This is a genomic window from Achromobacter aegrifaciens (assembly GCF_902859965.1).
GTDB lineage: Bacteria > Pseudomonadota > Gammaproteobacteria > Burkholderiales > Burkholderiaceae_B > Achromobacter > Achromobacter aegrifaciens.
The window spans coordinates 253,633-266,010 of the sequence record NZ_CADIKO010000003.1; the positions used below are offsets into that span (position 1 = coordinate 253,633).

14 protein-coding genes are annotated in these 12,378 nt (G+C 65.6%); 7 read left to right on the plus strand and 7 right to left on the minus strand.

What is annotated here, in order from left to right; all coding sequences use genetic code 11:
- Positions 1–32: 32 nt before the first annotated feature.
- The 4 genes from HV793_RS20150 to HV793_RS20165 all read right to left on the minus strand — a co-directional run bounded on the left by HV793_RS20150 (position 33) and on the right by HV793_RS20165 (position 2,830).
- Complete coding sequence (locus HV793_RS20150) at positions 33–1,133, minus strand: YheT family hydrolase (RefSeq protein WP_054449938.1); 1,101 nt, start codon at positions 1,131–1,133, stop codon at positions 33–35.
- 17 nt (positions 1,134–1,150) lie between these two features.
- Complete coding sequence (locus HV793_RS20155; protein WP_054449940.1) at positions 1,151–1,573, minus strand: YybH family protein; 423 nt, start codon at positions 1,571–1,573, stop codon at positions 1,151–1,153.
- A gap of 37 nt (positions 1,574–1,610) precedes the next feature.
- Entirely contained in the window at positions 1,611–1,832 is a 222-nt protein-coding gene (locus tag HV793_RS20160; protein ID WP_059371641.1) for a zinc-finger domain-containing protein, read from the minus strand.
- Positions 1,833–1,909: 77 nt separating this feature from the next.
- Positions 1,910–2,830, minus strand: coding sequence for a branched-chain amino acid transaminase (locus HV793_RS20165; RefSeq protein ID WP_054449943.1), 921 nt, complete (start codon positions 2,828–2,830; stop codon positions 1,910–1,912).
- Between the two features lie 196 nt (positions 2,831–3,026).
- Between HV793_RS20165 and HV793_RS20170 the strand changes: the two genes are divergently transcribed.
- The 3 genes from HV793_RS20170 to HV793_RS20180 all read left to right on the plus strand — a co-directional run bounded on the left by HV793_RS20170 (position 3,027) and on the right by HV793_RS20180 (position 5,907).
- The gene (locus HV793_RS20170; RefSeq protein ID WP_175181131.1) at positions 3,027–3,776 is read left to right on the plus strand and encodes an AzlC family ABC transporter permease; all 750 of its coding nucleotides are present in this window, start codon (positions 3,027–3,029) and stop codon (positions 3,774–3,776) included.
- Positions 3,773–4,108: an AzlD domain-containing protein gene (locus HV793_RS20175; protein WP_054449947.1), complete on the plus strand. Its 336-nt coding sequence runs from the start codon at positions 3,773–3,775 to the stop codon at positions 4,106–4,108. The genes HV793_RS20170 and HV793_RS20175 overlap by 4 nt, the downstream gene beginning before the upstream one ends.
- Positions 4,109–4,431: 323 nt before the next feature.
- Positions 4,432–5,907 carry a DEAD/DEAH box helicase gene (locus HV793_RS20180; protein ID WP_156337298.1) on the plus strand — a complete coding sequence of 492 codons (1,476 nt, stop codon included), beginning with the start codon at positions 4,432–4,434 and terminating at the stop codon, positions 5,905–5,907.
- 81 nt (positions 5,908–5,988) lie between these two features.
- On the opposite strand, the gene HV793_RS20185 is transcribed toward HV793_RS20180, so the two are convergent.
- Complete coding sequence (locus HV793_RS20185; protein WP_175213839.1) at positions 5,989–6,372, minus strand: thioredoxin family protein; 384 nt, start codon at positions 6,370–6,372, stop codon at positions 5,989–5,991.
- Positions 6,373–6,435: 63 nt separating this feature from the next.
- Here HV793_RS20185 and HV793_RS20190 point away from each other — a divergent pair, with 63 nt between their 5' ends.
- The 3 genes from HV793_RS20190 to HV793_RS20200 all read left to right on the plus strand — a co-directional run bounded on the left by HV793_RS20190 (position 6,436) and on the right by HV793_RS20200 (position 9,127).
- On the plus strand, positions 6,436–7,245 hold the full coding sequence (locus HV793_RS20190) for an EI24 domain-containing protein (protein ID WP_054449954.1): 810 nt from the start codon (positions 6,436–6,438) through the stop codon (positions 7,243–7,245).
- A gap of 34 nt (positions 7,246–7,279) precedes the next feature.
- Positions 7,280–8,095 carry a competence/damage-inducible protein A gene (locus HV793_RS20195; RefSeq protein ID WP_125471645.1) on the plus strand — a complete coding sequence of 272 codons (816 nt, stop codon included), beginning with the start codon at positions 7,280–7,282 and terminating at the stop codon, positions 8,093–8,095.
- Positions 8,096–8,263: 168 nt separating this feature from the next.
- A complete protein-coding gene (locus HV793_RS20200) occupies positions 8,264–9,127 on the plus strand; it encodes an IclR family transcriptional regulator (RefSeq protein ID WP_054449958.1) in 864 nt (287 codons plus the stop codon).
- Between the two features lie 80 nt (positions 9,128–9,207).
- Here the strand turns inward: HV793_RS20200 and HV793_RS20205 are convergent, their stop codons facing one another.
- Positions 9,208–10,185, minus strand: a complete 978-nt coding sequence (locus HV793_RS20205) for a tripartite tricarboxylate transporter substrate binding protein BugD (protein WP_054449960.1) — start codon at positions 10,183–10,185, stop codon at positions 9,208–9,210.
- Positions 10,186–10,561: 376 nt separating this feature from the next.
- On the opposite strand from HV793_RS20205, the gene phaP reads away from it, so the two are divergent.
- Positions 10,562–11,140: a TIGR01841 family phasin gene (gene phaP, locus HV793_RS20210; protein WP_054449962.1), complete on the plus strand. Its 579-nt coding sequence runs from the start codon at positions 10,562–10,564 to the stop codon at positions 11,138–11,140.
- A gap of 149 nt (positions 11,141–11,289) precedes the next feature.
- Here the strand turns inward: phaP and HV793_RS20215 are convergent, their stop codons facing one another.
- On the minus strand, positions 11,290–12,330 hold the full coding sequence (locus HV793_RS20215; RefSeq protein WP_119449687.1) for a quinone-dependent dihydroorotate dehydrogenase: 1,041 nt from the start codon (positions 12,328–12,330) through the stop codon (positions 11,290–11,292).
- Positions 12,331–12,378 lie beyond the last annotated feature (48 nt).

Sequence of the window (12,378 nt, forward strand, 5' to 3'; positions counted from 1 at the left end):
CCGGCCGAGCCGGGCAGGGCGCAGGACGCGCCCTACAGGCCGGTTTCGAAGAAGCGTCCCAGCCGCTGGGGCAGCCAGTTCAGGTGGGCGGGGAAGCTGCCGGTCGGAAAACCGGCATGGCCGCCATCGGTAGGCTGATGCAGCAGGATGGTGGACGAGCATTCCTCGGGCGTCGGCAGCGACGCGGCCGGCACGAACGGATCGTTGCGGGCATTGAGCACCAGCGTCGGCACGGATATCTTCGGCAGCCAGGGCTTGCTGGACGCCCGCGTCCAGTAATCCAGCGCATTGCGAAAACCGTGCATGGGCGCGGTGTACGTGTCGTCGAATTCGCGCAGATCATGCGCATGGGCGATGCGCATGACGTCCACGGCGCCGGGATAGCGGTGCGCCTTCTCCAGCACCTTGTGCTTGAGCGTCTTCAGGAAATGGGCGGTGTAGACCCTGCGGTTGAATATGCCGGTGGACAGCGTCTTGCCGCAGGCCACCAGGTCCAGCGGCACGGACACGCCCGCGCAGGCCGTCAGCCAGCCGGTATCCTCCTGGTGTTCGCCCAGGTATTTGAGCAGGGCGTTGCCCCCCAGCGATACGCCGACCGCATGCCATCGAGCATGCGGGATGCGCTGGCGCACGGTATTCAGCATGAAGCCGACCTCGGCCGAATCACCCGAGTAGTAGGCGCGGGCCAGGCGGTTGGGCACGCCCGAGCAGCCGCGGAAATGCGCGATCACCACGATCCAGCCGCGCGCGCGGAAGTGATGCGCGATGGACTGCGCATAGCGGCTGTTGCTGCCGCCTTCCAGGCCGTGGAACAGGATCAGGGCTGGGGTATCGGGCGTATGCGGCAGGGACTTCCAGTCCGCATCCGTCATCCACCGGGCCGCGGCGGTCTTGCCATTGGCAACCGGACGCTGGCCGCTGACGGGCGCACCGTCGGCGGACTTGTGTGGGAACAGGCCCGGACCGGTCCAATCGAAATCGACGAAGTCGGTGTCGGGCGTGTCCACCCGTTCGCGTACGAATGCGATGCGGTGATACTGCGCGAACAGGGCGGCATAAACCGTCTGGCTGTCGCCTCCGGGCAACCAGGAGGGGACGGGACAGGGCGTTGTATCAAGACGAGCAGCGGCCAACTAAAAATCCACCCGATTCAGTGCAGCATGTCGGGTACGTCGTGCAAGTCGAGCACCCCGGCTTCGGTGGGCGCCGGCGAGGCATGGTGCATGACCATGCGCCAGCCGGTGGGCCCCTTGTGGTAGATGTTGGTGGCGTAGCAATTGGCGAATTGCGTGCCTTCCCGCGTCTGCACCGCCACCTGTTCCACCAGCACGTGCACCGCGCACATCATGCTGAGCATGACCAGCGGGCGCAATGGGCGCACGTGCAGCGGGCCGTTGGCCAGCACCTGCTGCCAGGAATCGTGCACCGCCGAGTGGCCGACGATGCGCAGGCCCCCCGGATGGATGCAGACGACTTCCTCGTCGTCCGCCCAGACTTGCATCAGGCGTACGACGTCCGCCTGGTCGAGGGCTTCGTAGAACGCGTGCTCTGCTTCTTCGGGCGTGGCGAACATGGCGGCGGAAACGGGTGGACGTTATAGAGCGGGTGACTCAGTGCCCGTGGCCGTGCAATACGGTGCCGGGCTTCAGGCGGTATTCGGCGCCGCAGTAGGCGCAACTGGCGGAGCCGGTGCGGGCCACGTCCAGGAACACGCGCGGATGCATGCTCCAGAGCGGCGCCTTGGGGCCCGGACAGAACACGGGCAGGTCGTCAGCGCCGACCTCGATGACTTCGTGGGGGTGGGGGACGGCGGCCGGAGCAGCAGCGGTCATGGATATTCCTGAAAAAAAACCGGTAATCGGCAGGTTGGGGCAATGATGCGGCCTGGTCATGGACCGGGCCGCGCGGATCAGACTTTACTCAGCCAGTGATGGTACTTCGGGTTGCGGCCATTCACCACGTCAAAAAAAGCTTTCTGCAGCCGCTCCGTGATCGGGCCGCGCCGGCCGGAGCCGATCTGGCGGTTGTCCACTTCGCGGATGGGGGTCACTTCGGCGGCCGTGCCGGTGAAGAATGCCTCGTCGGCGATGTAGACGTCATCGCGTGTCAGGCGCTTGGTCACCACGCGCAAGCCCAGGTCGGCGGCCAGCGCATGGATGGTGGAGCGGGTAATGCCGGTCAGGGCGGATGCGATCTCAGGCTCGCAGAGCACGCCGTCCTTGACGATGAAGAGGTTTTCGCCGGAACCCTCGGCCACGAAGCCTTCCGTGTCCAGCAGCAGGGCTTCGTCGTAGCCGTCCTGCAGGGCCTCGGTATTGGCCAGGATCGAATTGGCGTAGGTGGTGGCCACCTTGGCGCGCGGCATCGTGACGTTCACGTGCTGGCGCGCGAATGACGACACCTTGACGCGGATGCCTGCGGACAGCGCCTCTTCGCCCAGATAGGCGCCCCAGGGCCAGGCGGCGATAGCCACGTGCACCCGGGCGCCCTTGGGCGACACGCCCATTTTTTCGGGGCCGTAGAACACCAGGGGGCGCAGGTAGCCGGCTTCCAGCTGGTTTTCGCGCACGACCGTCCGCTGCGCCTCGTTGATCGTGTCGCGATCGAAGGGCATCGGGATCTGGTAGATGTGAGCCGAATTGAAGAGGCGGTTGGTGTGGTCTTCGAGGCGGAAGATGGCGGTGCCGATCTCGGAGCGGTAGGCGCGCACGCCTTCGAATACCGACAGGCCGTAATGCAGGGAGTGCGTCAGGACGTGCGTGGTCGCGTCTCGCCACGGTACGAGCTTGCCGTCATACCAGATGAAGCCGTCGCGGTCTGCCATCGACATGGTCTACTCCCAAGCGCCCAAGAATCCCGAGGCCCGTATTGTATCAAGCAGCGAGGTTACAATACGCCCCTATTCGCGCCCCGGCGCGGCGCCGCCAGGCCCGCGCGTAGTGATCCCGGCGGGCGAACGGGTTGTCGTGCGTTCCTTTTCCTTAGAGTTTCCATGTCGTCCTGTCCGAATCGCCAGGGGCCAGCAGTTGTCCTCTGAATCCGCGCTTCCTGAATCCGAAGACCCCGTCGCGGTCCGCCAGGAGCGTATCGCTGCATTCCGGGCTGGCGTGCACGCCATCGTGCCCGCCCTGATCGCCACCGCCACTTGGGGGCTGGTCACCGGCGTGGCCATGGTCAAGTCGGGCTTGACCGAAACCATGGCGCTGGCCATGACCCTGTTGCTGTACGCGGGCTCGGCCCAACTGACGTCCCTGCCGCTCATCGCTACTGGCGCGCCGCTTTGGCTGATTTTCGCCGCCGGCTGCGTGGTGAACCTGCGCTTTCTCATTTTCGGCGCGGCGCTGCATCCCTATTTCCGCCACCTGTCCTGGCCCAAGCGGCTGGGGCTGGGGTATTTCACGACCGACATGGGCTTCGTGCTGTTCATGCCGCGCTTTGGCGATGCGGCCGTGCGCGGCACCCGCGAGCAGCTCTGGTTCTTCCTGGGCGCCATCGCGCCGGGCTGGTTCGTGTGGCAGACCTCGTCCATCGTCGGCATCTATCTGGGCTCCATGGTGCCCACGGACTGGTCGCTGGACTTTGCCGCGGTGCTGGCGCTGCTGGCCATCACGGTGCCGCTGGCCAGCACCAAGCCCATGCTGATTTCCATGCTGGCAGCCGGCGTGGTCGCCTGGACCGGGCAGGTCCTGCCGCTGCGCCTGGGCCTGGCCGCCGCCGTGGTGGCGGGCGTGGTCGCCGGCATTTGGGCCGAACGCTACTTCAAGGCCCGCGCATGACCCTCTGGCCTGCTGAAATCTACGTCTATTCCGCCATCCTGCTGCTGGCGCTGTGCAGTGTGCTGACGCGCGCCGGCTTCATGCTGTTCGGCGACTACATCCCCCTGCCGGAAGGCGTGCGCCGCGCCTTGCGCTACGCGCCCGCCGCCGCCCTGACCGCCATCATCGTGCCCGACCTGCTGCCCTGGAAGGCCGGCCTGGGGCCGGTGTTCGACTACAAGCTGGTCGCGGGCGTACTCGCCATCCTGGTATTCCTGCGCACCCGCAGCGCGGTGCTGGTCATCATCGTCGGCATGCTGGCGCTCTGGGGCCTGCGCTGGCTGGCCGGCTAAGAGTCATTACCCAAAACGTCCATCCAGTGGACGCGACTGGTATGCCCGGCGGGCGCTTGCTGACAGCGGGCGGAAGGCGTTTGCAATGCCTTTCAGAAGGCGGCTGGACCGTGTGGTAATGCGGCTGCGCTAAAATCATGTTATCCACAGCAATCCGGGCCTGGTACTGCCCTCATAAGTATCGAATCCAGAATGCGCCGCCTGGCCAGCAAGGCAGGATGCAGATTGCGCGTGTTCAGGTTGTTCCGATGCATATGTAGTGCAGTGCGCGTAGCACTCTCGTTTTGTTCTTTTTCACTGGTCCCGGTATCTGCCTAACCCTGATGACTGAATCCACTCAATCCGTAGCACCTGCCGCGCCCGCGCCGACGTTCACCGATTTCGGGCTGCACCCTCTGCTTCTGCAGTCCATCGCCGAAACCGGCTACACCACGCCCACGCCGATCCAGGCGCAGGCCATCCCCGTCGTGGTGGAAGGGCGCGACGTCATGGGCGCAGCCCAGACCGGCACCGGCAAGACGGCCGCCTTTACGCTGCCCATCCTGCATCGCCTCATGCCGCTGGCCAATACCAGCGCATCGCCCGCGCGCCATCCGGTGCGCGCGCTGATCCTGACGCCCACGCGCGAACTGGCCGACCAGGTCTACGAAAGCGTCAAGCGCTACAGCAAGCAGACGCCCCTGCGTTCGGCGGTGGTGTTCGGCGGCGTGGATATCGGTCCGCAGAAGGAAGCCCTGCGCCGCGGCTGCGAAGTGCTGGTGGCCACGCCCGGCCGCCTGCTCGACCACGTCGAGCAAAAGAACGTGAACCTGAGCCAGGTCGGCATCCTGGTATTGGACGAAGCCGACCGCATGCTGGACATGGGCTTTCTGCCCGACCTGGAGCGCATCATCCGCCTGCTGCCCGCGCAGCGCCAGGGCCTGCTGTTCTCCGCCACGTTCAGCAATGAAATCCGCAAGCTGGGCCGCTCGTACCTGAATCAACCGGTCGAAATCGAAGTCGCGGCGCGCAACGCCACCGCCAACACGATCACCCAGATCGCCTACAAGATGCCCAGCGACGCCAAGCGCGCCGCGGTCGTGCATCTGGTGAAGTCGCGCGGCCTGAACCAGGTCATCGTGTTTTCCAACACCAAGATCGGCACGGCGCGCTTGGCCCGCGACCTGGAACGAGACGGCGTCAAGGCTGAATCCATTCACGGCGACAAGACCCAGGCCGACCGCATGAAGGCGCTGGAAGCCTTCAAGGCCGGCGAACTGGAAGTGCTGGTGGCTACCGACGTGGCCGCGCGCGGCCTGGACGTGGCTGGCGTGCCTTGCGTCATCAACTACGACCTGCCGTACAACGCGGAAGACTACGTGCACCGTATTGGCCGCACGGGCCGCGCGGGCGCATCGGGCGAGGCCATCGCCTTGTTCACGCCCGACGAAGAACGCTTCCTGCTCGACATCGAAAAACTCATCAAGCGCGAAGTGCCGCGCGGCACCCTGGATGTTCCTGCCGACCTGGTCGCGCGCAGCCACCGCCGCAGCGACGAGCGCCGCGGTTCGTCGTCGCGCGAAGGGCGCGAGGGTCGTGAAAGCCGTGACAGCCGCGGCGACCGCGGCCGTTCGTCCGACCGCCGCTCCGGCTATTCGTCCGGCGCGCCGCGCCAGCCCGTGGACGATTTCTTCCTGAAGCCCTACGAGCCCTCGGCGCCGTCCGCGCCCGCCGAAGAACCGGCGCCCAGGAGCAACGGCGCATCCTCGGGGCCGAAGCGCCAGATCGCCGTCCTGCTGGGCGGCAGCCGCAAGCCCTGAAAGGCGCCGGCATGAAAAAACCCGCAAGCCCTTAGGTTTGCGGGTTTTTTTATGGCTGGCCCGCGTGACGCCCGCTGCGGCTCAGGTGGCCAGCATGCGCGGCAGGTCCGGCAGCGCGGTGGCGACCGCAGGGCTGTTTTCATTCAGGCTTTCGAGCAGGCGTTCCAGGTGGCCGATGTGCGGCAGCATGGGGCCGTAGAACACCACCTTCGATCCGATCTGCACCAGCAGCGTGGGGAAGTTCTCCACGTCTTCGTCGCCCAAGAGTTCGGCGTGGTCCTCGATGTCGATCCAGGCGAAGACGTGCTGCGGCATGGCGGCGGCCAGCGCTTGCAGCTTGGGCTTGTATTGCTCGCAGGTGTCGCACCAGGCCGCGCAGAAGCAGGCCACCAGCCAGGCGTCGGGCGATGAGCCCAGCCGCGCGCGCAGCGCGGCCAGGTCGGTATCGGGTACAAGTAGGGACATGTGGGCAGATGAAGGCGTGTTTGACTATCATACCCGGGATGTCTACCCCCTCATTCCTCGTCCATGACTGCTTTGCGCACTGATTCCGCCACGCCCGACAACGGCCGATTTTCCGCTGCCGGGGCCGGCGCCGTCAGCGTGGGCCAGGCGTTCAAGCGCGCCCTGGTGTCCCAATGCCATCCCTCCATGCTGTTCGCGGTGCTGCTGCCGTTCCTGATCGCGCTGGTGGGGGCCCTGTTGCTGCTGTACCTGTTCTGGACGCCGCTCAACGAATGGCTGGCTGCCGAGGCGGCGCGCTGGGACTTCGTCAACCGGGCCGAGGACTGGATGCTGGCGATGGGGCTGTTCTCGCTCAAGGTCTACATGATCCCCGTGATCGCGGTGGCCATCCTGTTGCCGGTATCGGGCATCCTCGGCCTGGCGATTGCCGCCGTGTTCGTGATGCCGCTGGTGCTGAACCACGTCGGCAAGCGTGAGTATGTGAGCGTCACGCGGCAAGGCAAGCATGCGACGGCGGTCAGCGTATGGAACGCGATCTGGGTATCGCTGGCCTTTGCCGCGGGCTGGCTGCTGACGCTGCCGCTGTGGCTGGTGCCGCCCATGGCTATCGCCTTGTCGATCTTCTGGTGGGCGTTCGCGTTTTCGCGCATGATGCGCGTGGACGCCATCGTCGAACACGCCAGCCCCGCCGAGCGCAAGCTGATCCTGGAACGCAACAACGGCGGCTTCTGGACCATAGGCCTGATCTGCTCGCTGTTGAACCTGTTGCCGCCCGCGTGGGTCATCCTGCCGGTGTTCTCGGCCCTGGTCTACGCCCACTACGGTCTGGAAGCGCTCAAGCGCTTGCGCGAGGACCGGGTCATCGACGTCTGAATCGCGTCATTCTTCTCAACTTCTGGAATCGGACATGGCCGCAGAATCCGCCGCCCGCCGCATTGGCCTCATCATCGTAGGGGACGAAATCCTCTCGGGCCGCCGTCAGGACAAGCATTTTTCCAAGGTCGTCGAGCTTCTGGGCGCGCGCGGCATGCAGTTGGGCTGGGCTGAAATCGTGCCCGACGACCGCGACACGCTCATCGCCACCTACAAGCGCAGCTTTGCCACCGGCGATGTGGTGTTTTCCTGTGGCGGCATCGGCGGCACGCCCGATGACCACACGCGCCAGGCCGCCGCGGCCGCGCTCGGCCTGCCGCTGGCGCTGCACCCGGAGGCCGAAGAGGCCATCGCGCTGCGCACGGCCGAGATGGCTGCCAAGGGGCAGGGCACAGCCGACATGAGCGCGCCGGAAAACCAGCAGCGCCTGCAGATGGGCGTGTTTCCGGAAGGCTGCGAGATCGTCCCGAATCCCTACAACCGCATTCCCGGCTTCTTCATCAAGGACCACACCTTCGTGCCGGGCTTTCCCGTCATGGCGTGGCCCATGCTGGAATGGACGCTGGACACGCGCTATCGTGCGCTGCAGCATGTGCGCGCCCACGCGGAGCACTCCTTCCTGGTATTCAGCATGCCGGAGTCGCGCATTACGCCGGCCATGCAGGCCGTGGAAACGCGCTGGCCCGGCGTGCGCGCGTTCAGCCTGCCCAGCGTGGGCGAGGCCGGCGGCACCCCCCATATCGACCTGGGCGTGAAGGGCGAACCGGCCGCGGCAGCCGAAGCGCTGGAGTATTTGCGGGCCGAGGTGCTGCGCCTGGGAGGCAGGCTGGCGCCCCCGCCAGCAGCCTGAAGTCGGGGCCGCACCCGATGTGCGGCCCTTTTTTTGATACAAAAAGCGGTTGCCAAACGCGCCAGTAAATTTCACAATACGGGAAAGAACTGTTTGCTGCAATGCCGCAAGTCCGGTTCCCTAAGGTGGGGCCCTACAGGCGGCGCGGCTGTCCACGCCCCCCTTTCCATGTCCCGTCTCCCCACTACCCGCAACGCCCTGGACGCCGAGACCGAAGGCGCCTCCGCCCATCCCATCGCCATCCAGGTGATCGAACGCGCCATGCGTCTGCTCGATGCCCTGGCCGCGCAGCCGGATCCGGTTACGCTGAAAGAACTGTCCGCGACCACGGGCCTGCATGCGTCCACCGCGCATCGCATCCTTAACGACCTGGTCGTGGGCCGCTATGTCGAACGCGTCGACAACGGCCTGTATCAGCTGGGCATGCGCCTGCTGGAGCTGGGTTCGCTGGTAAAGGGGCGCCTGAACGTGCGCGAGGCGGCCATTTCCGCCATGCGCTCGCTGCACAAGCTGACCGGGCAGACCATCAACCTGTCGGTCCAGCAGGGCGACGAGATCGTCTACATCGACCGCGCCTGGAGCGAGCGTTCCGGCATGCAGGTGGTCCGCGCCATCGGCGGCCGCGCGCCGCTGCACCTGACCTCCACCGGCAAGCTGTTCCTGTCCACCGCCGATGCGCGCCAGGTCCGGGCCTACGCGCTGCGCACCGGCCTGGCCGGCCACACGCGCAACAGCCTGACCGACCTGGACCGCCTGGAGCGCGAACTGGCGTTAGTGCGGCGCCACGGTTATGCGCGCGACAACGAAGAACTGGAACTCGGCGTGCGCTGCATCGCCGCCGGCATTTTCGACGATACCGGCAAGTTGGTCGCCGGCCTGTCCATTTCGGCCCCCGCCGAGCGCCTGCAGGACGACTGGATCAAGGCGCTGGTCGACACCGCCGCCAGCATCTCGGAAGCGCTGGGCTACGAGCCCTCCGTTTCCACCGGCTTCAACGGTCTGGGCATGGCCGCAGAGGCTCTGCGCTCGTAATCCAGGGCCGGCCTGCAAAAAAGAAAAGCCCCGGACGGGGCTTTTCTTTTTGCATGCGCCGCCAGGGCGCATGGTTTGGGTTACTGCTGTTCGACGCCAGCCTTCTTGAACAGCTCGCCCCACTGCGGGACTTGCTGCTTGACCTTGGCTTCCAGGGCTTGCGGGTTCGCTTCGGACGTCAGCACCGTCGCGCCCAGCTGCTTCATGCGTTCCTGGAACTTGGGATCGGCCAGGCCAGCCTGCAGGCTCTTGACCAGCTTGTCGACGACGGGCTTGGGCGTGCCCTTCGGCACCCACATGCCATGCCAGATGCCCACTTCGAAGCCCTTGTAGCCGGATTCGTCCATGGTCGGCAGGTTCGGCAGCGTGGGGACGCGCTTCAGGCTGGTGACTGCGTAGGCCTTCACCTTGCCGCTGTCGATCTGCTGGGTGGTGTTGGTGGTCTGGTCGCAGAGCAGGTCCACCTGCTTGCCCAGCAGGTCGTTCATGGCGGGCGCCGTACCCTTGTAGGGGATGGTCAGCAGCTGTACGCCCAGCGCCTCGACCAGCATGGTGCCGCACAGATGGCTGGCGGCGCCGATGCCGGCGTTGGCCAGGGACACCTTGTCCTTGTTCTGTTTGACGTACTCGGCCAGTTCCTTGATGTTGTTGGGCGGGAAGTCCGAACGCGCGATGATGGTCATCGGCACGTCGACCACCAGGCCGATGGGCTCGAAGCTCTTGTAGGGGTCGTACCCCGGATTCTTGTACAGCGAGGGCGCCGTCGAGAAGCCGGCGTGCATCAGCAGGACGGAGTAGCCGTCAGGCTGGGCGCGCGCTACCTGGGTCGTGCCGATGGTGCCGCCGGCGCCGCCCTTGTTCTCGACCACGACCGTCTGGCCCAGGCTCGGCCGCATGGCTTCCGCGAGCGAACGCGCGACGTTGTCCGTCGGGCCGCCAGCGGCGAACGGCACCACCATGTTGATGGGGCGATCCGGATATTCGGCTTGGGCGGCGCCGGCTGCGAGCATGGCGCTGGCCGCGAGCAAGGCCGAAAGCGTGCGGGGGATGAGGGTCATGGAGTCTCCAATTGCAGGGTTTGCTGCGATTTGCTGTTGCGCGCTGACTTGTGGGTTTATTTGTCTGTCATCAGCGTGAAAGCAGTTTAGAAAACAATTGATACGACGTCACTTCGGGTATTTCCTGAATCCTGGGAAACCTTTGTGCTGGATCAAACCCGGACAAGGCATGCACCGTCAAAGTGCAATTCTTTGTTGCGTCGCACAAAAACTCCTTGACAAGGATTTTTCTCAGCCTAGAATGTCAATTGTGCAGTGCATCAAACGGGCCGGCGGTAGCTTGTAGTACCAGTTTCCGCGCACGTTTCTATAGTTCGTCGCAGACAACCATTCCTTATTTGCCGGACAGCCTCCGGCTACCCTGAAGGAGCATTCTATGAGCGCTATCCCGCAACAAGTCCTGGACCGTCAAAAGGCCAGCATCAACACCATCGTGGCCGCCCAGTCGGCCGTGTTCGCCGGCTTCGAAAAGCTGGTCGAGCTGAACCTGAAGGTCGTCAAGGCCACCCTGGACGAAGTCGCCCAGAAGTCGCAGCAAGCCGCTGAAGTCAAGGATCCGCAGGAAGCCGCCGCTTTCGCCTCGGGCCTGCTGCAGCCGGGCGCCGAAAAGGCCATGGCCTACACCAAGCACGTGTACGACATCGTTGCCGGCGTGCAGACCAGCCTGGTCAAGCTGACCGAGGAACAGATCGCCGAAGGCCAGCAGCAGCTGAGCGAAGCCGTCGACCAGTTCTCCAAGAACGCCCCGACCGGCTCCGAAAGCGCCGTTGCCCTGATCAAGTCCTCGCTGGCCACCGCGACCAGCGCCTACGATTCGATGACCAAGGCCGCCAAGCAGGCCGCCGAAGTCGCCGAGTCGAACCTGAATGCCGCCGCCAACGCGACCTTCAAGGCTGCCTCGGATGCCGCCGACGCCGCCACCAAGGTTGCCAGCCGCAGCCGCCGCAGCGCCTAAGTTTTTGGCGCGCAGTGCTGCGCAAACCGCAGTTATGTAGTACTGTTGAGTGACAGAGCAGAGCTGGAATTAGGGCCACCCACCGGGTGGCCCCTTTTTTTGCCTGCTTTTTTCGCTGTACGGCCGGCGGATGCCGGCCGCGTCCGGGCTCAGCGCGCCACGGCGCGCACGCACTCGCCCACCAGGGCCGGGCCGCGGTAGATCAGGCCGGTATAGAGCTGCACGGCGTCGGCGCCCGCATCCATCTTTTCGCGGGCCTGGCGGCCCGACATCACGCCGCCCACGCCGATGATCGCCAGGCTGCCGCCCAGCTTTTCCTTCAGGCGGCGGATGACGGCCAGAGACAATTCATGCACCGGGGCGCCCGACAGGCCGCCCGCTTCCTCGGCATGCGGTTGGCCGGTGACGGCGTCGCGCGAGAGGGTGGTGTTGGTGGCGATGACGCCGTCGATGCCGTGGCGCGGCAGCGTTTCCGCGATGGAATCGATCTGTTCGTGCGTCAGGTCCGGAGCGATCTTCACCGCCATGGGCACGCGCCGCTGGTGCTGGTCTTCCAGCGCGCGGCGCTTGTCCGCCAGTTGCGCTAGCAGGGCCGACAGTTCGTCGCCGCCTTGCAGCGCGCGCAGGTTCTTGGTGTTGGGCGATGAAATGTTCACCGTCACGTAGTCGGCATGCGGATACACGCCTTCCAGCCCGATCAGGTAGTCATCCGCGGCGCGCTCGATGGGCGTGTCCGCGTTCTTGCCGATGTTCAGCCCCAGAATGCCGCCTTGCTTGCGCCAGGTGCTGCGCTGCACATTGGCCAGGAAGGCTTCCAGGCCCTGGTTGTTGAAGCCCAGCCGGTTGATCAGTGCATTGGCGCGCGGCAGCCGGAACATGCGCGGCTTGGGGTTGCCGGGCTGCGCGCGCGGGGTCACGGTCCCCACCTCGATGAAGCCGAATCCCAGGTTGCCCAGTGCGTCGATATAGGCGCCGTTCTTGTCCAGGCCCGCGGCCAGCCCGATCGGGTTGGCCAGCTGCAAGCCCATCAGCGTGCTTGGCGCCTTCGGCTGCGCGTGCATGAGCTTGCGGGTGGCGCCGCATTCATAGGCGCGTTGCAGGCCCGACAAGGTGACTTCGTGGGCGGTTTCCGCGTCCATGGCGAACAGCGCCGGGCGGGCCAGGGGATAGGCGTGGAAGAGGATAGACATGGGGCGGAATTGTAGAGCGAATTTTGCCGGCCCTGCGCCGCCCCAGGC